Origin of the sequence: Sorangium sp. So ce1014 (assembly GCF_051521505.1) — a bacterium.
Taxonomy (GTDB): Bacteria; Myxococcota_A; Polyangia; order Polyangiales; family Polyangiaceae; genus Sorangium.
In genome coordinates, this window is the sequence record NZ_CP150356.1 from 8362910 (window position 1) to 8384497 (window position 21588).

The 21588-nt window shown below is 72.2% G+C and carries 13 protein-coding genes; 10 read left to right on the forward strand and 3 right to left on the reverse strand.

The window, feature by feature from the left end; all coding sequences use genetic code 11:
• The first annotated feature begins 395 nt into the window (after nucleotides 1-395).
• From WME75_RS31610 to WME75_RS31635, 6 genes are all read left to right on the forward strand, one after another.
• Nucleotides 396-1484 carry a serine/threonine-protein kinase gene (locus WME75_RS31610; RefSeq protein WP_437478929.1) on the forward strand — a complete coding sequence of 363 codons (1089 nt, stop codon included), beginning with the start codon at nucleotides 396-398 and terminating at the stop codon, nucleotides 1482-1484.
• A gap of 1047 nt (nucleotides 1485-2531) precedes the next feature.
• A complete protein-coding gene (locus tag WME75_RS31615) occupies nucleotides 2532-4670 on the forward strand; it encodes a TOMM precursor leader peptide-binding protein (RefSeq protein WP_437478930.1) in 2139 nt (712 codons plus the stop codon).
• Nucleotides 4671-4681: 11 nt separating this feature from the next.
• A complete protein-coding gene (locus WME75_RS31620) occupies nucleotides 4682-5464 on the forward strand; it encodes a SagB/ThcOx family dehydrogenase (protein ID WP_437478931.1) in 783 nt (260 codons plus the stop codon).
• A 22-nt stretch (nucleotides 5465-5486) separates the two neighbouring features.
• The gene (locus WME75_RS31625; RefSeq protein WP_437478932.1) at nucleotides 5487-6530 is read left to right on the forward strand and encodes a TOMM precursor leader peptide-binding protein; all 1044 of its coding nucleotides are present in this window, start codon (nucleotides 5487-5489) and stop codon (nucleotides 6528-6530) included.
• A 120-nt stretch (nucleotides 6531-6650) separates the two neighbouring features.
• A complete protein-coding gene (locus WME75_RS31630) occupies nucleotides 6651-8195 on the forward strand; it encodes a protein kinase domain-containing protein (RefSeq protein WP_437478933.1) in 1545 nt (514 codons plus the stop codon).
• Complete coding sequence (locus tag WME75_RS31635) at nucleotides 8173-9225, forward strand: tetratricopeptide repeat protein (RefSeq protein ID WP_437478934.1); 1053 nt, start codon at nucleotides 8173-8175, stop codon at nucleotides 9223-9225. The genes WME75_RS31630 and WME75_RS31635 overlap by 23 nt, the downstream gene beginning before the upstream one ends.
• Before the next feature lie 96 nt (nucleotides 9226-9321).
• Here the strand turns inward: WME75_RS31635 and WME75_RS31640 are convergent, their stop codons facing one another.
• On the reverse strand, nucleotides 9322-10788 hold the full coding sequence (locus WME75_RS31640; protein WP_437478935.1) for an OmpA family protein: 1467 nt from the start codon (nucleotides 10786-10788) through the stop codon (nucleotides 9322-9324).
• Between the two features lie 11 nt (nucleotides 10789-10799).
• A complete protein-coding gene (locus tag WME75_RS31645) occupies nucleotides 10800-12065 on the reverse strand; it encodes a hypothetical protein (protein ID WP_437478936.1) in 1266 nt (421 codons plus the stop codon).
• A gap of 304 nt (nucleotides 12066-12369) precedes the next feature.
• On the opposite strand from WME75_RS31645, the gene WME75_RS31650 reads away from it, so the two are divergent.
• Together WME75_RS31650 and WME75_RS31655 are read left to right on the forward strand one after the other, a co-directional pair.
• Nucleotides 12370-14871, forward strand: coding sequence for a M1 family aminopeptidase (locus tag WME75_RS31650; RefSeq protein WP_437478937.1), 2502 nt, complete (start codon nucleotides 12370-12372; stop codon nucleotides 14869-14871).
• Between the two features lie 101 nt (nucleotides 14872-14972).
• Nucleotides 14973-15587, forward strand: a complete 615-nt coding sequence (locus WME75_RS31655) for a hypothetical protein (protein WP_437478938.1) — start codon at nucleotides 14973-14975, stop codon at nucleotides 15585-15587.
• Nucleotides 15588-15622: 35 nt separating this feature from the next.
• On the opposite strand, the gene WME75_RS31660 is transcribed toward WME75_RS31655, so the two are convergent.
• Complete coding sequence (locus WME75_RS31660; RefSeq protein ID WP_437478939.1) at nucleotides 15623-16294, reverse strand: hypothetical protein; 672 nt, start codon at nucleotides 16292-16294, stop codon at nucleotides 15623-15625.
• 260 nt (nucleotides 16295-16554) lie between these two features.
• Here WME75_RS31660 and WME75_RS31665 point away from each other — a divergent pair, with 260 nt between their 5' ends.
• Entirely contained in the window at nucleotides 16555-20682 is a 4128-nt protein-coding gene (locus WME75_RS31665; protein ID WP_437478940.1) for a chemotaxis protein CheB, read from the forward strand.
• 318 nt (nucleotides 20683-21000) lie between these two features.
• On the forward strand, nucleotides 21001-21426 hold the full coding sequence (locus WME75_RS31670) for a response regulator (protein WP_437478941.1): 426 nt from the start codon (nucleotides 21001-21003) through the stop codon (nucleotides 21424-21426).
• The last annotated feature ends 162 nt before the right edge of the window (nucleotides 21427-21588 follow it).

Here is a 21588-nt window from a genome sequence, read left to right on the forward strand (position 1 = left end):
GAGACGGCGCAGCCCGGCGATTCTCCGTCACGGCGGAGCGGTCGAATCCCGGGCGCGTGGCGACGAGGGCACGACGATCCGCGGGCAGCCCCCGCCGAGGGCGGCGAGCGCTGCCGTTCCCGGGCTCGCTCGGGAGGCGCGGCTCACCCGTGCTCCGTGAGCTCCAGCCTCGGCGCGCGGGCGGGAAGCGCCCCCGCGCGAGCGCCGAACCGTGGCGATGGCGCTGGGCACGGAGGGGCGCTACCCTCGGAACGCCCGGTGCGTGAGCGTATGATGTCAGCAAGGGTGGAACGGCCGTTCCACCGCGAGACGCCTTGTGGGCGCGGCGCGGCTGTGCCCGCCCTGCGCGGCGGCGCGGCCTGCGCGCGAGGGGCTCGGCCTGGAGGCGCCGCCGCATGACCGGGCCCATGGTCCTCGCGGGTGGTCAGGCGAGCTCCGCGGCGCACGAGCGGGCCATGACGCTCATCGGGCGCACGCTCCTCCACCGGTACCGTATCGAGGAGCTCATCGCGATGGGCGGCATCGCCGCCGTCTTCAGGGCCACGAAGCTCGCGACCGGCGAGGACGTGGCCGTCAAGGTGCTCCACCCGGACGCCGAGGAGCTGCCGGAGCTCATCGAGCGGTTCGAGCGCGAGGCCATCGCCGGCCGCCACATCTTCCACCCCAACGTCGCGGCGGTCTACGAGATCAACCAGCTCGACGACGGCGCGTGGTTCATGGTGATGGAGTTCATCCGCGGCATCACGCTGCGCAAGCTCATCGACCAGGGCCCCATCCCCCCGCCGCGCGCGGCGAACATCGCGCGCCAGATCGCGACGGCGCTGAACGCGGCGCACGATTTCGGGATCGTGCACAGGGACGTGAAGCCGCTCAACATCATGGTCCTCGACGGGCCGGAGGAGCGCGTCCAGCTCATCGACTTCGGCCTCGCCAAGGTCCCGATCGAGCAGTTCTCGTTCACGGACGAGGGCTCGCGCCGCTCGCTCACGAACGCCGGGGTGCTGCTCGGCACGATGGCGTACATGGCGCCCGAGGCGGCGCTCGGCATGCGCTCGGTCGACCGGCGGGCCGATCTCTACGCGCTCGGCATCATCCTCTACGAGATGCTCGCGGGCCAGCACCCCTTCACGGCGGTCGAGCCCTCGGCGCTGTTCGCGCAGCACCGATCGACCGAGCCGCCGCCGATCGCCGAGCGCTCCCCCGGCATCGTCGTCCCGCCCGCGCTCGAGGCGGTCGTGATGCGCCTGCTCGCCAAGGATCCGGATCACCGCTTCCCCCACGCGCGCGCGGTGCTCGTGGCGCTCGACGCCGCCATGCAGAAGGTGGGCGCGCGGGACAGCAGCCTCGGCATCGCCGCTCCGGCCAGCCTCCGGGCGGCCGCCAGCTTCATCGAGCGGCGGACGTCGCGCGCCGTGCTCGCCGGCGCTGGCATCCTGTTCTTCACGCTGGGGAGCGTGATCGCCTGGCTGCTCGTGTCGCGCTGAGCGCGCGCCGGCGAACACCGTACCTCTCTCGAGCACGGAGCAGCCAGAACACGTGATCTCGGCCGCGGCGAGCGCCGAGGAGCCCTCCGCGGCGCCGCGGCCCGCGAGCGGGGTGGATGCGAGGTAAGCGCTCCGTCCCGGGCGCCCCTCTCGGCGCTGCGGCCCGCGCGCGTGGTCGCTCCGGATCACAGGCGAGCTCGCCAAAATCTGGCACGGCGGCCCGGACGAGAAAAACGCAAGACGCCGAGGACACCAAGAGAGCCGAGACTATTTTCTCCCTGGCGTCCTTGGCGCCTTTACAGTTCAAATCCCTCTCTCCCGAGCACCGCGATTGACCCGCAGATTCATCAGCGGCCCACGACCCCGACGGGCCTGGATGACAGGGAATCACCTCGACTTCCGTCGTCAGGCAATGAGCCATCGGATTGACGAACACCCTTTGCGTGCCTCACCTACTCGTGGGAGGCTCTGCGATGAGTGATTCGAACAACGAAAATGGCGCGCCGAAGGACCTGGATGTATCGATAAAGGAGCTCCGCAATGCCATCGACGATTTGTCGAGCAGGCTGGAGGAAATGGAAATAGCGAATCCGGCCAGCTACAACTGTAGCTGTAACTGCGGCTGGAGCTGTGGTTGGAGCTGCAATTGTAGCTGCGGCGGCCACAACTGCGGCGGCCACCGCTGCGGCGGCCACAACTGCGGCGGTCACCGCTGCGGCGGCCACCGCTGCGGCGGCCACAACTGCGGCGGCCACAGGTGCGGCCACAGGTAACGCTGAAGTTAGCCCGAAGGCCGGCGAGGCCGAGCTATCGAGCTCCCGGGAAAGGCGAGGAGCGCGGGGGACCCCAAAAGCATCTTCCCGTCTTCCTGGGCTCGCCACGATCACGCGAGCTCGCGCGCCAGCCGCGCGCGAGGTTCCCCTCTCCTTTGCTTGTCGGGGCGCCGCTCCGCGAATGCCAGGGTTGAACCTGTTGAACCTGTTTACCGAAGGTGCAGCGCGGCGCCGGTCGAGACGCCGCCGCGCTGCCCTTTCCTGGAGATCTCGGGTGACCATCCAACTGCCCAGCGCATCGATCGCCGCTTCGTCGCTCGGGGGGACCGCCGCGCCGGCGGAGGCGCACGAGAAGCTCGCGCGTTCGCGTGTCCTCGTGGTCGGGCTCGAGCCGTGGGGCGCCGTCGCGGCCACCGAGCTCGCGTCCGCCGGCGTCGGCGCGCTCCACGTCCTCGACGACAGGGAGGTCACGGCGGACGATCTCGGCCCCTTCACCGAGGGGGATCTCGGGGAGGATCGCGCGGCTTCGCTCTCGGTCGCGCTGTCGCGGCTCGCTCCCGGCTGCGCGGTCACGCCGGGGACGCTGATCGCCGAGGCCGGTCGGCCGCTCGCCCTGGAGGACACCCGATGGGACCTGATCCTCGCGTGCGTCCCGGGCGATGATCTCCTCGTCCTTCAGGGCGTCGCCCGCTTCGCTCACGAGGCCTCCGTCGTCTCGCTCAGCGCGCACCTCGAGGGGCTCGAGGCCGTGATCGGCCCGGCCGTCGTGCCGGGCCATACAGCGTGCTGGGACTGCTGCCGTCTCCGGAGGCTCGCCACCAGCGCTCAACCCGAGGCGGATCACGCGCTCCAGGCGTCGCTCCTCGCCGGGCGCCCAGGGCGCCGCGCGCGCACCTACCTCGCGCCGGTGCCGGCGCTCCTGGGCCACGCCGTCGCGCTCGCGGCCCTCGATCTGCTCGTCACCCGAGTCGCTTCGCCGCTCGCGGGGCGCTTCCTGGTCCAGGACCTGATCGACCTGGAGGCGTCGTTCCACGCCGTCCTGCAGATGCCCTGGTGCCCGGTCTGCGGCGGCGCCGAAAGCGCCCTGCGCAGGGGGAGCGCGCGGAGGCGCCCGCGCGTGCACCTCCGCGACGCGCGCGACCCGGCGGCGCTCCGGCGGATGCTCGCCGGCATCGTCGACGCGCGGGTCGGCATCGTCCAGCACCTCGCCCTGAGCGCGACGAGCCCGGCGCTCGCCCCCGAAGCGCCCGTCACGGCCATGGCCGTCCTCAGCGACTTCACCGACGGCTCGGAGCACGCTCACCGCGGCGAGGAGCGGCAGGTCGGCACCGGAAAGGGCCTCACGGCCGTCGAGGCCCTGGTCCGGGCGACCGGCGAGGCGGTCGAGCGCTACTCCGCCGGGATCTTCGACGAGCAGGCGCTGCTCCGCGCCCCGGTCGCCGAGATGAAGGGCGACTTCATCGCTCCGGAGCGGCTCAGCCTCTACGCCGACGAGCAGTACGCGAGGCCCGAGTTCCCCTTCGCGCGGCTCGATCCGGCCACGCCCATCGCGTGGGCCGTGGGGCGCTGGCTGGACACCCACGCACCCGTGTACGTGCCGGCGCTCCCGACCTACTACAATTACTGCGCAGGGCCCGACACCTTCTGCGAGGTGACCTCGAACGGGCTCGCCGCCGGCGCGACGCTCGAGGCCGCGTCGATGGGCGCCGCGCTCGAGCTCATCGAGCGCGACGCGTTCATGATCTCGTGGCTCGCTCGCCGGCCGGGGCAGCGGATCTTGCCCGACGACACGGTCGACCGCGAGGTGCACGAGATCGCCCGGCAGCTCGAGGAGCGCGGCGCCCGGATCGAGCTGTACCTCCTCGACGCCGGCATCGCGGTGCCCGTGGTCATGTGCGTGGGCTACGGCGACGGCAAGCGCTGGCCCGGCGCGGTGGTCTCGGTCTCCGCCCACCTGAGCCCCCTCACCGCGATCAGGAAAGCCATCCTGGAGCAGGGACAGATAGGCCATTACGTCTTCCGTCTCATGACGGGCGAGGCGGTCGCCGTCCCCGAGCGGCCGGAGGACGTGCGCTCGCTCGAGGATCACGCGGTCTATTACATTCCCCCGAGCCGCGCCGCGGCCTTCGACTTCCTCCGCCGCGGAGGGACGGTGACCGCCGCCGAGCTGGAGGAGCCCGAGGAGGTCTCGCTGTCCGAGCTCGCCCGGCGCGTGGAGGCCGCGGGGCTGCGCATCGCGATCGTGGACGTGACGTCGCCCGATCTCGCGCCGACCCCCTTCCGCGTCGCCCGGGCCCTCGGGCCCGACTTCCAACAGATCCACTTCGGCCACGAGCGCGCGCGGCTCGGCAATCCGCGCCTCCGCGCGATGGCCCCCCGCGGGATCAACCCTGACCCTCACCCGATGGCCTGAGAGAGGACACCATGGCAAGGAGCAAAGAGGCGGACGTCGCGCGGCTCTATCATCTCCAGTCCTCCCACGTGAGATCGCGGGGGATCGAGCCGCCGTTCGACAAGGATCTCCAGCCGCTCCGCTTCCGCACGTACGCCGGCTCCACGCGCACGCCGCTGCCCGGGCGCGATTTCTCGATCGACGCCCCGCTCGGCGCGGTGCTGGAGCGGCGGCGATCGGTCCGCGATTTCGCCCTCGGGCCGATGCCGGCGGCGACGCTCGGGCGGCTCCTCCACGCGAGCTACGGCGTCAGTGGCATGCGAAAAATCGAGGGAGAGTGGAGCCACGATCGCCCCGCTCCCTCGGCCGGCGCCCGGTACCCGCTCGAGATCTACGTGGCGACGCAGGCCGTCGAGGGGGTCCCGGACGGCCTGCACCACTACGACGCGCGCGCGCACGAGCTCGAGCTCCGCCGGGAGGGCGTCACCCACGCGGCGCTCGCCGAGCTGGCCGTGGACCAGGACATGGTCCTGAACGCCAACGTCGTGGTCGTCATCACGGCGGTCCCGTTCCGCACGATGTGGAAGTACGGCCAGCGCGGCTATCGCTTCCTGTGGCTCGACGCGGGGCACCTCGGCCAGAACCTCTATCTCGTCGCGACGGCCATGGGCCTCGGCCCGGTGGCGATCGGCGGCTTCTACGACGAGGAGCTCAAGCGCTTCCTGGCGCTCCCCGCCGAGGAGGACGCCATGTACCTCGTCTGCATCGGTCAGCCCGCGCCGGCAGAGGGCCGGACCGGGGCCCAGCAGGCCTGAACAGGGATCGTCGGAGAGCACCATGCCCAGCATTCGACTCAGCCGCTCGGCCAGCATCACGCCCACGGACGTGGGCGTCATCCTCCGCTCCGATCTCGGCAGCTTCCAGCTCACCGGCGCGGACGTGGGCGCGTTCCTCGAGCGGATGGCGCCGCTGCTCGACGGGTCGCGCGACCGCGAGGCGCTCGTCGAGGCGCTCGCCGACTACTCGCCGCGGAGCGTGACCGCGTTCCTCGACCTGCTCGAGGCGCGCGGGCTTGTCGAGCCGGCGCCCGACGCGCCGCCGTCCGTCGATCGCGAGCGCCTCCGCGGGCAAGGCGAGTTCCTGCGCAGGTGGTCCTCGGCCCCGGAGCAGGCGGCCCAGCGGATCGCGAGCGCGCGCGTGCTCGTCGTGGGCCCGGAGCCCTGGGGCGCCGCGGCCGCCCTCGCGCTCGCGGCGGCGGGGGTCTCGGCGCTGCGCCTGATCGACGCGCGCGGCGGCGCGATCGACCCGCGCGACGTCGCGGTCGTCCAGGCGCGGGGGCAAGCGGCGCTCGGCGCGCCCCGCCGCGGCGCCGTGGCGGCGCTGATCCGCGAGCGCGCGCCGCTGTGCCGGGTGGACGAGAGCCCCGCCGCCGCGCTCCTCTCGGACGACCTCCTCGCGCCCGACGAGCGCCCCCACCTCCTCGTCGCGGCGGTGCGCGGCGACGACGCGGAGCTCCTCTCGCGCGTCGCGCAGTTCGGCCATCGCGCGCGGATCACCTCGCTCTTCGCGCACCTCGCGGGGGCGACGGCCGTCCTCGGCCCCCTCGTGTTCCCGGGCGAGACGGCCTGCCGGGTCTGCGCGATGGCCGAGGCGCTGAGCCCCCTGCCCGCGGCGGCCCTCCGGGCCGAGCCCGCGCCCCACGCCGGCGCGATGGGGCAGCTGCTCGGCCAGCTCGTGGCCATGGAGGCCCTCAAGGTGCTCTCGGCGTACACGCCCTCGAGGCTCGGGGGCCGGCTCCTGATCCAGGACCTCTCGACCTTCGAGACGTCGCGCCACACGCTCGTGAGGCTGCCGTGGTGCAGGTGCTGCGGCGAGGGATGACGCGGGGGCGGAGGTGCTCTAGCCTGCAGCCGTGAAGAGGGCTCGCCCCCAAGCCGCCGCCTCACGCTCCGCCGACGCGCTCGCCAAGGCGGCCGTCGCCGACGCTCCGGGCCTCCCGTCATGATCGGTCGAGTCCTCGACGACCGCTACGCGATGCTCCGGCTGCTCGGCCAGGGCGGCATGGGCGCCGTCTACGAGGCGCGGCACACCGGCACCGGCCGCCGCGTCGCGGTGAAGGTCATCCTCGGCCAGGCCGCCGACGACGAGCTCCTCCGCCGCTTCCAGCGCGAGGCGCGCGCGGTCGGCGCGGTCGAGTCGGAGCACATCGCGCAGGTGTTCGACACCGGGCGCGACCGCGAGACCGGCTCGCCGTACATCGCGATGGAGTTCCTCGACGGCGAGGACGTGCAGGCGCTCATCGAGCGGCTCGGCCCGCTGCCGGTCGATCTCGCGCTGCGCATCGGCCTGCAGGCGTGCCTCGGGCTCGAGCGCGCGCACGAGGCCGGCGTCGTCCACCGCGACATCAAGCCGGCGAACCTGTTCCTCGCGCGGAAGCAGGGCGGCCAGCGCATCGTCAAGCTGCTCGACTTCGGCGTCGCCAAGATGACCGACCAGAGCCTCGGCAACGGCGGGATGACGAAGAGCGGCGCGCTGCTCGGCTCGCCCCTCTACATGTCGCCCGAGCAGGCGCGCGGCAGCGGCGCCATCGACGCGCGCTCGGACCTCTGGTCGCTCGGGATCAGCCTGTACCACGCCCTGTCGGGGCAGCGTCCCAACCAGCACCTGACCGGCCTCGGCGAGCTCGTCCTGGCCATCTGCACGACCCCCGTGCGCTGGATCCAGGAGATCGCGCCGTGGGTGCCGCCGGAGGTCGCCCACGTTGTGCACCGGACGCTGATCATCGATCCGGCCGGCCGCACCGCGAGCGCCGGCGAGCTCGCGGCGGCGCTGCGCGCGTTCCTGCCGCACGGCGAGGCGATCGTCGAGGCGATGCTCGTGCCGCTCGACGCCGCCGTGCGCGCGTCGCGGGCGCCGTTCGGGGCCGCCGCGCCGTTCGGGGCCTCCTCGGGACCGCCGCGCCTGTCGGGCGCGCCGTTCGACGCCGCGTCGACCCCGCCGCGCCTGTCGGGCGCGCCGTTCGACACCGCGTCGGGCCCGCCCCGCCTGTCGGGCGCGCCGGCCGGGCCGCACGCGCTGTCGGGCACGGCGCCCGCCACGAGCATGGGGCTGTCGAGCCGCAGCGAGCGCCCGGCGTCGCGCGCGCCCATCGCCCTGGTCGCCGGCGGCGTGCTGGCCGCCGCGATCGCGGGCGGGGCCGGCGTCTACCTCGCGGTGCGCAGCGGGTCGCCCCCGGCCGCCCCCTCGGCCGCCCCGGAGCCCCCGCGCGCCGAGGCCGAGCCGCCGCCGCCGTCCGCGGGCGCCGAGACGAGGCCGGCGCCTCGCGCCGAGGCCGAGCCGCCGCGCGCCGACGCGCCGGCGCCGGGGGACGCGCCGGCCGCGGCGTCATCGACGCCCGAGGCGCCGCCCTCGGCGACCGCGCGCGTCGCTGCGTCGGCGAGCGCGGGCGCCCTCGCGCGCCCGCCCGCGCCGAGGCCGCCCGCGGCCAGGCCGCCGTCGACTCCCAGGCCCCCGAGGAATGATGATGACGAGACATCGAGGAAATAGCCGCGTCGCGTGGTGTGTCGCCGCGCTCCTGTCGCTCTCCGCGGGCGTCGCCCGCGCGGAGCCCTCGGCGGATCAGGCCGCCGCGGCCGAGGCGCTCTTCCGCCAGGGGCGCGATCTCGTCGCGCAGGGCAAGCTCGTCGAGGCGTGCCCCAAGTTCGCGGCGAGCCAGCGGCTCGACCCGGGCTACGGCACCCAGTGGAACCTGGCGGACTGCCTCGAGCGGCTCGGCCGGACCGCGAGCGCCTGGGCCGCGTTCCGCGAGGCCGCGGACATGGCGAGCCGGGCTGGCCAGGCCGACCGCGAGGCGAAGGCGGCGCGCCGCGCGGCCGATCTGGAGAAGCGGCTCGAGCGCCTCGCCATCGCGGTGAGCGCGCCGGCCGACGGGCTCGTCGTGCGGCGCAACGGCGCGGTCCTCGACGCCGGCGCGTGGAGCGCGCCGCTCCCGGTCGACCCGGGCACGCACCGCATCGAGGCGACCGCGCCCGGCAAGAAGCCGTTCTCGGTGGAGGCGCAGACCGCCGGCCCCGGCAAGGTCGTCACGGTGGCGGTCCCGCCGCTCGAGGACGACCCCGCGGCGGCCGGGGCGACCGCGGCGGCCCCGCTGCAGCCCGGAGGGCCATCCGCGCCGGCGCCCGGGGCGCCGCTCCGGCCGGTCGCGGGCGGCGACGGCGATGACGGCGCGAGCACCCGCCGCACCCTCGCCTTCGTGGCCGGCGGCGTCGGCGTCGCGGGCGTCGTGACCGGCTCGATCTTCGGGCTCATCGCCAGCGCGCGGTGGGGCCGGGCCCAGGACGACCACTGCCGGACCGCGACGCTCTGCGACGATCAGGGCGTGGCGCTGGTCGGCGACGCCAGGAGCGCGGCGACGCTGTCCAACATCGGCTTCGTGGTCGGCGGGGTCGGGCTCGCGGCCGGCGTCGCGCTGTTCGTGACGTCGCTCGGCGACGCCGAGCCCGCGGCGGCGCGGATCATGGTCACGCCCGCCGTCGGGACCACCGGAGGCGGCCTGGGGATCCAGGGCCGCTTCTGACGGGCGGCAGCGGTCGCCTCTGACGCGCGTCTGACGCGCGGCGGCCGCCCGCGCGGCGCCCTCGTGGAAGAGCGCGCGCGCGAGGAGGAGCCCGCCTCAGTTCTCGACCACGAACTCCACGCGGCGGTTCTTCGCCCGGCTCGCGTCGTCGTCGCCCTCCGCGAGCGGCTTGTCCGGGCCGAAGCCCTCCGCCGTGAGCCGGCCAGGGCTGACGCCCTTCTGGATAAGGTACTTCCGGACCGTGTCCGCGCGCTCCTGGCTCAGCCGGAGGTTCAGCTCGCGCGTGCCGGTCTCGTCGGTGTGCCCCTCGATCCGCAATCGCTCGACCTCGGGGTTCGCCTTCATGACGAGCGCCACCTGGTCGAGGGTCCTGTACGACTCCGGCTCGAGCTCGGCCGACCCGGTCCGGAAGCGGACGGTATTCCGCATCACGATCTGGCCCTGCTCGTACGTGACCTGCGGTTCGCCCTTGTCCGGGCAGCCGTCGTCGTCCTCGACGCCGTTGATCGTCTCCTTCTCGTCCGGGCACTCGTCATCCGCGTTCGCCACGCCGTCCTGATCGTCGTCGGCGTCCTCCTCGGGGCAGCCGTCGCTGTCGTAGTCGGCGTCGCGATCCTCGGGCACGTCGGGGCACTGGTCGCGCTCGTCGTCGACCCCGTCGCTGTCGCGGTCGTGCGAGGTCGGCGTGTACTTCACCCCCGCGAACGCGCGGAAGATCGGCACGCCGTAGCCGGCCAGCACGCCGATGCCCGGGCCCGCGACGATCTCCCACTCCTCGCTCGGGTTGATCTTCACGTAGCCGAGCGCCTCGAGCGGCGTCTCCTCTTCCTTCAGGTCGTCCGCGGTGAAGCCGATGCCGCCGTTCGCCTCGGCGCCGATCTCGACCTTCCCGTCGATGCCGCCGAAGCGGTAACCGAGGGCCGCCGCGTAGGTCAGCTCGCTCCCCGCCTCGACGTTCGCGTACGCCGTCCGCTCGCGGATCGCGACGCCCGCGTTGACGCCGAACCGCAGGCCGGGCGCGAACCGGTGATCGAGGATGATGCGCGGCCAGAACACCACGTTGCGCGCGCCGCCCGAGAAATCGCCGGTGTGCGTGGGCACGCGCAGCTCGGCCACGAGGCCGAGGCCGATGGAGTCGCGGTCGTCGAGGATGCGCAGCTTCGGCACGAGCCGGATGTCGCCGATGCCCCCGAACGACGGCGAGCCCTCCCCCGACTGGAAGAGGAAGAACGGGATGTCGAGGCCGAGCGCGAACGGCTCGGCGATGGTGACCGAGGCCATGAGATCGGCGCCCAGGCGGCCGCTCACGATCTGGGTCCGCAGGTCCCCGTCGCCCGTCGCGACGATGAGCGGGTTGCGCGCGTAGTTCAGCAGCAGCCCGAACTCCCAGGGGTCCTCGGGCTCCCGGACGCCGGAGCCCTCGGTGACCACGAAGGCGTCGTGCGTGACGGCGGGCTTGAAGCGCTCGATGTCGATGTCGGTCTCCTGCGCCGACGCGCCCGTCGCGGCGGCGAGGATCGTGAAGATCGTGCAGGTGGTGGCGGCGGTGGTCCGTGCGCGCATGGGTCTCCTCTTCATCGGCCAGCCCCCGGTCCGCGGCGGGGACGTCTGCGCCAGGCGAGCGCGAGCCCGCCGGCGGCGAGCAGCGAGAGGGCGCCGCCGCCGAGGGGCGCGGGCCCCGTCGTGCAAGCGCAGGCGCCGCCCTGGACCGCATCGCCCTCGAGCAAATCCGGCTCGCCGGGCCCGCCCGCGCCGCTCGACGCAGCGCCGTCGACGCAGCGCCCGGTCGGCGCGCAGCGCGCGTCCGGGCCGCAACTGTCGCCGCCGAGCGAGCACGGGCTGCACTGCCCGCCCACGCACACGAGGCCGCCGCAATCGACGTTCGACGTGCAGCTGCCCGACGGCGCGGGGATGCACCGGTGATCCGGCGAGCAGTCCTCGTCCCCGGCGCAGTCGGTGTCGTCGACGCACGACACCGGCAGCACGCAGTCGCCTGCGACGCACACGCCCGCGCCGGCGCAGTCCGCATCGCGGGTGCAGCCGGACGACGGGACGATCACGTCGGGCACGCGGTCGCCGTCCCCGTCGTCGGCCACGCACGAGGCGGAGAGGCCGATGTCGAGATCGCCCGGCCCGATTTCCGCGGCGTCGTTCACCGACCGGAAGTACAGGTTCGCCGCGCACGCCACGCTGACGCCCACGATGGCGAGATCGATGGAGCCCTGCACGTATGCCCGCGTCGCGTCGCCGAGCAACAGGGGATCGACGTCCGTCCTTGCCTCGGTGGCCACCTGCATGTCGGTGACCGTGACGCGCTCGTAGCTCCCCGGCGGCTCCACGAACCTCCAGACGTCCGAGAGCGTGCCGTCGCCCTTCACGCCGAGCACGTACTCGTAGCCGCCCATCGACGCATCGGCCGTGAACTTCGGGTCGATCTCGGGCGCCCTCGCCGTGCCGCCGGTCCCCCGGTTCTTGTCGGCGTCGATGAACACGAAGAGCGTCGTCTGGGCGCCGATCGCGGTCGTCCCCGACACGTAGGCGCGCACCCAGAGCCGCCCGGCGTCGGCGACCGCGTAGGCGGTGCGGAAATCGATCGACTGCTCCGGCTCCGCGAACGTCGCCGCGCCGTCCTCGGCGACGTCCTCGTCGCCGTAGGGCCAGCGCGGCTCCCCGGTCCTGTCGATCGCGACGATCTCGTCGAGCACCGGCGTCGTCCGCCCGCCGGTCCACGTCTGAGCCGACGAGCTCTTCGGAACGAGCGCGACGGCGAGCGCCGCGCTCACAGCCAGGGGCGCGGCCAGCCGACGCCCCCTCCTCCACCCCTCTCGATGATGTGCCATGGCGGGCAGCATCCTCGCATAGGTCGCTGCAACCCTTGCAAATGAACGGCGAAACGCAGACGCGCTGCGCCCAGGGTACGCAAGGGTGCGCGCGCCGTGGCGCACGCAACCGAGCGCCCTGCTTTTTCAACGCTGGCCCTCCACGCCGCGATCTCCGGCGCGTCACCTCCGCTTGGCCGCGGGCGCGGGTTCTGTAACTGTCCATAGGTCAGTTACGCGTCGCTGCGCCTGTCTGGGCTCGGGTTACCGGGCTGCGGCCTCCGGCGGGCGAGATGAAGCGCCTCTTCCGATCGAAGGAGACCGGATGCACTGCACTGTCCAGAAACACCGCCCCGGAGCGTTCCGGGTGGCCTGCCTGCTGCTTGGATCGCTCGTCGCGGCGTGCTCGGGGGAAGGCCCGGCGCCGCTCGAGGGGAGCGCGTTCGACGTCGAGCGATACGATCTCCGGGGCGAGTTCGACTGGGAGCGGGGCCGCCTCGTCGCGACGCTGGGCCTCACGCTGTCGGTCACCGGCGACGGCCCGCGCGTCGTCGTGCTCGACAGCGCCGTCGCCGAGGTGAAGGAGGTCCGGCAGAGGGACGGCGGCGCCCTCCCGCACGAGCTCGATCCGACGCGCGCGGCGCTCGCGGTCGATCTCTCGAGCGTGCCCGAGGCGACGCGCGGCGAGCCGATCGCGATCGAGATCGACTACGAGGCGCTCTCCGGCGACGCGCTCCGCGCGGTGCCGGCGCGCATGGGCGATCCCGTCGCCGTGCGCGCCGTCTACACGGTGTCGGAGCCGCTCGGGGCGTCGCGGTGGATGCCGTGTCACAACGCGCCCTCGGACCGGGCCTTGTTCTCGGTCGCGATGCGGGTCGACGGCGGCGAGTCGCTGATCGCGAACGGCGATCTCGTGAGCGACGAGGACCTCGGGGCCTCGGGCCGCCTCGTCCGTTACGAGACCGCCTATCCGCTGCCGCCTTACCTCATGGCGTTCGCGATCGGCGATTTCGAGGTCGAGCGCGGGGCGAAGGGGGACCTCCCCATCGCGATCTGGCGCCGCCGCGGGCTGCCCGGCGATCACGGCAAGATGCTGGACGAGATCGCGCGCGCCATCGGCCGCTTCGAGGAGCTGCTCGTGCCGTACCCGTTCGAGAAGTACGCGCTCGTGCTCCTGCCGGACTTCTCGGTGGGCGGGATCGAGCACGCGAGCATCAGCTTCCAGCGCGAGGAGCGGAGCACGGAGCCTGCGCTCGCCTCGGATCTCCTGCTCACGACGCACGAGCTCGCGCACCAGTGGTTCGGCGACCTGGTGACGGTGGAGACCTGGGACGACCTCTGGATCAAGGAGGGCATGGCGACGCTGCTCGAGCAGGAGGGCGTCCGCGCCTACACGGACGAGAGCGGCGCGGGGACGCTGAACGGCGACGAGCTCGGCCCCCACGCGGGCGATGCCGTCCGCGATCCATCGCTCGCGCCGGGCGAGAAGTACACGAGCGGCCCCTACGGCCGCGCCGCCTGGCTGCTCACCCAGATCCGCAGCCTCACCGGCGAGGACGCCTTCTGGTCGGCGCTCCGCGGGGTGCTCGAGGAGCACCGCTTCGGGACGATCGGCACGGACGAGTTCCTCGACGCCTTCGCGCCGGCGCTCGGCCCGGAGGCGCTGGCCCGCGCGCGGCGCGCGGTCGCGGCCAGGGCGCTTCCCTGGCTCACGGTCGAGCCCGCGGCCTCCGGCGGGGCGTTCGTGACGCTGCACGACCCGGACGGCGCGCTCGTCGCCCCGCTGGAGCTCGCCTGGGTGGCCGGGGACGGCCTCACCCGCGTGCAGACGCTCGCGCCCGCCGAGCGCGTCGAGGTCGCGCCCGGGGCGCCTTCCGAGCTCCTCGTCGTCGATCCGCTGGATCGCCACCCCGAGTGGGCCTTCCTGAGCACCGAGCGCGATCTCGACGCCTACGCCGCGACGCTCGCCCCGCGCCGCATGCCGTCGGATCCCGACGCGGTCTCGCGCTTCCTCGACGTCGGCGGCGCGCACCAGCTCGCCGCGCTCCAGGGCGGCCTGCCCGCGGGGCTCGCGCCCGAGCAGCTCGAGGCGTTCGTGGTCGGCCTCGACGCCGAGGCGGCCCGGGCCGTCGCGCTCGCCGCCGCGTGCGACGCCGCGAGCGCGCCGGGCCTCGACGTCGAGGTCCGCGGCGCGTGGTCGAGCGTGCTCACCGGCATCTTCGCCGGGGCTCCCTACAGCTACGGGCTCGACTACGTCGACAGCTACGCGGCGTGCAGCAGCGTCGTCTCGCCCGAGGATCTGTTCGCCGACGACTGGTCCGCGCTGCGGACCGGGCTCGCGACCGGCGGCGTCTCGGACGCGCGGCTCCAGTACCTGTCCAAGTTCAGGTTGCCGCCCGACGCGGCGCTCCGCACGTGGGGCCAGGTCGCGCTGGCGTCGAGCTCGGTGCGCGCGCGCGTGCTCGCGCTCCGGCACCTCGCGGCGTACCTGGAGGGGCTCGACCCTGCCGCCCTCCCCGCGTGGCGCGCCTTCTTCGCCGGCGTGCTCCGCGGGACCGACGTCTCCGATGTCCTCACCGCGGATCTTGGCGCCGTGGTGGCCTCTGCCGCGCCCACGGCGGCAGGCAACGAGGAGGCGCTGGAGGGCCTGACTCGGGTGCTCCGCGCGCCCGCGGCCCGCTCGGTCCACCCCCGCGCCGTCTGCGCGGCCCATGCGTTGACGGGCGGTGACGAGCAGGCGTTCCGCCGCTTCGCCGCGGGTCTCGACGGCGCCGACTTGACGGATCTCGCCGCGGCCTTGCTGCGTACTCCCTCCGACTGCGGCTGAGGCATCGCTCGCCGCGACATGGCGCCTCGCCCGGCCGGCCTCGTTTCAAGGCGAGGCTGGCCGCCTGCGCCGAAGCGGAACGCTGCTAGGCTCCTCTGCCCATGTCGGAGCTCATCCAACTTCTTCGCCAGAACGCCCCGGTAGCTCGCCTCGCGGAGCACCTGGATGGCTTGACGCACGACGAGCGCCTCCACGCCCTGTCGACCACGACCCGCGCGGATCAGCGGTCGCTCTACACCGCCGCGCTCCACGCCCCCCCGCTCACGCTCGACTTCTTCGTCCCGGACGGCACCCCGCGTCGTGTTGCAGTTCATCACAAGGGCAGGAACAGTCTTCCTCTCCCGTCCCTGCTCCGCTTCTTCGAGAAGCGCTTTGCCTTGCCCGAGGACGGCAGCGCGCGGCTCTTTGGTTACAACGAGGGGTTCACGCGCTCCTGGATTGGCCCTGGCTTCTTCGTCGCGCTCCCGACGGCGGGCAATCTGGCGTGGCAGGAGCGCGGCGCGGTCGTGATCGATTATTTCCAGGTCCCGGACGGCCCCGTGCCCGACGGCTGGCCCCCGGTCGTTCCCAACGGCAAAGGCCTCCAATTCTTTGTCTACAACGGAACGCGCGACTTCATGCGCCGGGTTTCAAAGGACGTGTCCATCGGCGCCGCGTTCAAGGGTGAGAAGTCGCTCGATCATTATTTCACGCTCTGTCGGTCCCCGTCGTCCTAGCCCCCCTCACTTCCCAAAGGCGTATCCGCCGCTCCCTAGTTCGGCCCCGCCCCGCCCGTCCCCGACAGCCGCGCGATCATCCCCTTTCTCAGGAGCCCCACCTTGTTCCGCATCGCGGTCACCTGCTGCCGCATCCCGTCCGCCTGCTCCGCGAGGTCCACGATCCCCGCCTCCGTCGCCGCCTGAGCCAGCCCGCGCGCCTCGTCCGCGAGGCGCCCCATGCGCCCTTCGACCTCGTCCATGGCGGCCACCACCTCCCCGATCTGCTCGGGGCTCGTCGCCTCGCGCTGGCGCGCCGCGGCCTCCTGGACCAGCTGGTTGATGTTCCGCCCCTCCTCGCCGAGCGCCGCGAAGCGCTGGAACAGCTCCCCGAGCTGCTCTGCCCGCCGCTTGATCTCCTCGCCGCGCCCCGCGAGCCCCGTCGCCGTCGCCTCGTGGCGATCCCGCGCCGCGGCGATCGCCGCGATGAGCGACCCGAGCGCCACGCTCACGCGCTGCTGCGCCTCCGCGGCCTCGGTCGTCGACCTCGCGGCGCGCTCGAGCCCCTTGCGCGTGTCGAGGGGCAGCCTCCGCGCCGACTCCGCGAGCTCCTCGAAGCGGATGAGCTCGCGCTCGAGCGCGCGCGCCGCCTCGGCGAGCTCGCCCCCGCCCTTGCCGTGATCGTCCTTCCCGCCCCCGCCGCGGCCGTTCTTCTCGCGCTTGTTCACGTTGTGCACTCTCGACCGCCCCTTGCGTCCGTCCGCGTGAGGCGCCCTGCATCCTGCACGATCCCCGGCCCGCGCGGCAGCCCCCGCTCTCGCCCGGCGCGCGATCCCGGCCGAGCGGCGCCGCCGCCACGGGCGTGTCGCGGGCGCGCCGGCGCCTGCGGCCCCCCTGCGCCGGCCCGGGCAGCGTGGTACCGGATGGCCCCCTACGCCCGCGTCCGGTATCCTCGCGACCCCGATCCCCTCGCGGTCTGTTGTTGTCCATGAGCACGAAGAACAGCACCCGCGCCAGGCGGCCATCGAGCAGGAAGAAGAAGCCAGCGACTGCGCAGGTCACACCCAGGCTGGATGTTCGTACGCCTGGCCCGGTCGCCGAGAGCGCGGCGAACACCGGAGCGCCGCCCCCCCGCGAGCCGCTCGTCCATGCGAGCCCCACCTATGTCGTCGGGATCGGCTCCTCCGCGGGCGGCCTCGAGGCGCTCAGGATCCTGATAGGTGGCCTGAAGGCCGCCGACCGGATGAGCCTCGTCATCGTGCAGCACCTCGCGCCGCAGCATCGGAGTCGGCTCGTCGAGATCATCAGCCACTCCACCGCCCTGAGCGTCAAAGAGGTCTCCGAGGGCGAGGTCCTCTGCGCGAACACGGTCTATGTGACCCCGCCCAACGCCGACGTGGTGGCCGACGGCCGCGTCCTCCTCCTGCGGCAGCCCGAGACAAAGGTCGGCCCGAAGCCCTCGGTCGACCTGTTCTTCAGGTCGATCGCCGAGCACTACGGCGAGAACGCCATCGGCGTCGTCCTCTCGGGGACGGGGTCCGACGGCGCGCAGGGCGTCCGCGCCATCAAGGCCGCGGGCGGGGTCACCCTCTGCCAGACCCCCGAGTCGGCCAAGTACGACGGGATGCCGCGCGCCGCGAAGCAGACCGGCGCCGTCGACCTCGAGCTCGGCCTGGAGGAGATGGCCAATCAGCTCAGCCAATTCAACGAGCTCGCCGGCCGCTCCGACCAGCCGGACGCCTCGCTCAGGCAGCTCAGCCTGAGCCAGCAGGATCCTTATCACAGCATCCTCACCTTCCTGGAGAAGGCGAGCCGGGTCAACTTCGCCCAGTACAAGCAGACCACCGTCCGCCGGCGGATCGAGCGGCGCGTCATCGCCACGCGCTGCGAGTCCATCGAGGCCTACGCCGACTACCTCCGCGTGCGCCCCGAGGAGGGCAGGATCCTCTTCCAGGACATCCTGATCTCGGTGACGTCGTTCTTCCGCGACGAGCCCTCGTTCAGGGCCCTCGCGGCCGCCATCGCGGAGCGGATCGACCGGAAGCGGCCGGGCGACAGCTTCCGCGCCTGGGTCGTCGGATGCGCCACGGGCGAGGAGGCGTACTCGATCGCCATCCTCGTGTTCGAGGCGCTCGCGAAGGCGAACAAGCAGCTCAACGTCCAGATCTTCGCGACGGACATCGACGAGCAGGCGATGTCCGTCGCGCGCAAGGGGCTCTATCAGAAGGCCTCGGTCGCCGACATCCCCTCCCGGCTGCGGTCCAGATACTTCGACGAGCAGGACCCGTCGTTCAGGATCAAGGACTACATCCGCGACGCCATCGTCTTCGCGCGCCACGACGTCGCCCAGGATCCGCCCTTTCTCAAGCTGGATCTCGTCTCGTGCCGCAACGTCCTCATCTATTTCAACCCCCACCTGCAGGATCACACGCTCAAGACGTTCCATTTCGCGATGGACGACCAGGGCGCGCTCTTCCTCGGCAAATCCGAGGCGGCGACGACCGTGGGCGATCTGTTCGAGCTCGCGGACAAGAACGCGAAGATCTTCGTCCGGTCCGCCAGGAAGGGCGACCTCCCGCGGTCGTACTCGAGGCAGGAGTTCAACCGCGAGAGCGCGCTCATCACGAAGGATCGCCAGTCCACCACGGCCATCGATCTCTTCAACGCCATGGTGAACGGCTTCGCCCCGGACTCGGTCCTTGTCGACGACGACCACCGGGTGCGGCACGTGTTCGGGAACGCCAACCGGTACCTGAACTTCCCCAAGGGCGAGCCCACCGTCTCGATCCAGAAGCTGCTCCCGCCCGACGTGGCGATCGAGCTCACCGCGCTGCTCCACCGGGCCGGGCGGTCGGGTCACGCCGCGAAGGGGGACCAGCGGCACGCGTTCGTCGTCGACCGCGAGGAGACGAGGCTCCAGCTCACCGTCGTGCCGCTCCCGTCCGACGGCCGGACCGAGTTCATCATCCGCTTCAGCCACGCGCCGCACGCCCCGCCCCGCCCCGTCAAGGCGCCCGCGAGCGCCTCCCGCCTCGCGCCGGGGGAGCAGATCCGGCGGCTCGAGCAGGAGCTCGCGGCGACGCGGGAGCACCTCCAGACCCTCGTCGAGGAGCACGACACCGCGAGCGAGGAGCTCCAGGCCCTCAACGAGGAGCTCCAGTCGTCCAACGAGGAGCTCCAGTCCACCAACGAGGAGCTGGAGACCACGAACGAGGAGCTCCAGTCGGCGAACGAGGAGCTGACGACGCTGAACCAGGAGATCAACGTCAAGTCGTCCGAGCTCATGACGCTCAACCAGCGGCTCGTCGCGATCCAGAACGTGATCGCCTATCCCCTCCTCGTCATCGACAAGAACCTCCGCCTGACCGACTACAACCCCGCCTCCCGCCACCTGTTCCGCATCTCGGAGGTGGATCGCGGCCAGCACGTCCGCGCCGCCCTCGCGCACATCAACGTCGATCCCGTCCTCGAGATGATCATCGAGAGCGCGCGCGAGCGGCGGCCGATGAGGCTCCAGCTGGAGGTCCTCGACCGGCACTTCGAGGCGCGCATCCAGCTCATCCAGGGGCCGAAGGGCGAGGTGGACGGGGCCGTCGTGAGCTTCGTCGACAACACCGAGCTCGTGCACGCGCTGACCCAGAGCAGGGTCAGCAAGGAGCGGCTCTCCGCCATCCTCGACAACACGCCGGCGCTCGTGACCATGAAGGACTCGATCGGCGCCTACGTCTACGTCAACCAGCGCTTCTGCGACGTCCTCGGGCGCGCCGAGAAGGACGTGCTGGGGAGGACGGACGAGGAGCTGTTCGGCCAGAGGGCCGGCAGCGCGCTGCGGGAGCGCGATTTCGAGGTGCTGAAGAGCCGGTCGCCCACGTGGCTGGAGGAGAGCCTGCATGTGGGCGGCAGGCTCCGTTACTGGCTGTCGTCGAAGTTCCCCCTGCTCGACGACAGGCGCAACGCCCAGTCCGTCTGCACGATCGCGCTCGACATCACGGAGCGGGTGCTCCACGAGCAGCACCTCGAGGTCTTCAAGAAGGTCGTCTCCGCGTCCAACGCGGGCCTCGCGATCCTCGAGTCGGACGAGGGGCTCTACCGGGTGACCTTCGCTTCGAATGAGTTCGCCGACAAGGTCGGCAGGGGCGAGGCCGAGCTCCACGGCCTCGCGCTCGACGCGCTGCTCGGCGTCGTCCTTCGCGGCGCGGGGTCGCCGCGCATCGCCGATGTCTCGGAGGCGGCCCGCCAGAAGCCGCTCGCGTCGTTCACCATCAACCTGGCAGAGCGGACGGGCGGCGAGCTCTGGATCGAGCTCCGGAGCGCCACCGTCAGCTTCGGCGCGGAGGAGCCGAGCTACCTCATCCTCCTGATCTTCGACATCACGCAGCGGGTCCAGGCGCAGCGGGTCATCCTCTCCCAGCAGGAGGAGCTCTCGAAGTTCAGCAAGCTCGCGTCGCTCGGCGAGGTCGCGGCCGGGATCTCCCACGAGATCAACACGCCGCTCAACGTGATCACCACGAAGACCGATCTCCTGAAGAGGCTCGCGGAGCGGGGACAGCTGGAGAAGGAGCGCCTCGCCCGCCTCGCGACCGACATCGACGGCATGGTCGAGAACATCACCAACGTGATCTCCGGACTCAAGTCCATCACCCGGATGGAGTCCGAGAAGCTCCGCCCTCACAACGTCCAGGAGCTGATCCGGGAAGCCGTCCGCGTCAGCGGCTTCCGGCTCCAGCCGGCGAGCGTTCAGCTGAGCTTCGATCTACCGCGGGAGGAGCTCGTCATCGACTGCTACCCCGTCCAGATCGTGCAGATCCTCATCAACCTGATCAACAACGCGGTCGACGCCATCTCGGCGCTCCGGGAGCGATGGATCCGGATCGAGGCGCGCTCCTCGGAGGACAAGGTCTACGTGCGCTTGATCGACAGCGGAAAGGGGATCGATCCCGCGCTCGCGGAGAAGATCATGACCCCGTTCTTCACGACGAAGAAGGAAGAGCACGGCACCGGACTCGGCCTCAGCCTCTCGCGGAACATCGCGCAGCACCACGGAGGCGATCTGAAGCTCGTCACGGAGCACAAGAATACCTGCTTCGAGCTGGAGCTGCCCCGGAAGCAAGCTTGAGGCCGCCCGCGCACCTGGTGCGTACCTGGGGTCGCCGCAGGCGCGGGCGGGCCGCCGAGCGGCGCCCCGGGCTTCGTTCCCGGGGCCGGCCCCCTTGAATCGGCGGGCGTTTTGCGTAGAATACATGACTTCATGTAAGGTCGAGCCTTACGCCTGCGCTTACGTCTGCTCGGAGCGCCGGAGACGGCCCGCGCTTCGGCGCTTCGACCAGGGCGCGCCCCTGGGACTGGAAACCTCGACGTCCGTCGCACGAGCTGCTAATCCGTCGTGAATGTCCTGCGTGCATGTTGGCACGCGGGCCCATGCGGTGGTGGGAGCATGCTCCTGAACATCATCATCGTCGAGGACAGCGAGGAGCTGTGTGAAGGGTGGCAGGACATCCTCACGCTCGACGGCCATCACGTGCACTGCTTTCTCCACGGCAGGGATGCCCTCGAGAACCGGGCGCTCATCCTGCAGGCCGACGTCCTGGTCACGGACTATTACTTACCCGACATCAATGGATTGACGCTGGTCTCCATGGTCCGGAAGGTCCGCACCGACCTCCCGATCATCCTGCTCACCGGCACGCGCGACCCGGCCATCCAGGAGAGCCTCCGCCAGGTGGAGAACGCGATGTTCCTGAGCAAGCCGATCAGGATAGAGCAGCTGGAGCGCAGCATCCGCGAGCTCATCGCCGCCTCGTCGAAGGCCCCGTCCCCCGAGCCGGACAAGGCGGACCGCACGCGCTCCTCGCCGTACTGAGCCGCGCGCTCCGGGGCGGGCCTCGCGAGGTGCGCGAGGTGCGCGAGGTGCGGGAGTGTGAGGGGGACGCGCTGCCCCGCCTGCCGCACTTTCCGGAAGGGCGCCGCCGTTTCGCGTGCAGCTTTCGCGTGCAGCGGTTGTTCGGACCGGTGTACTGTATCA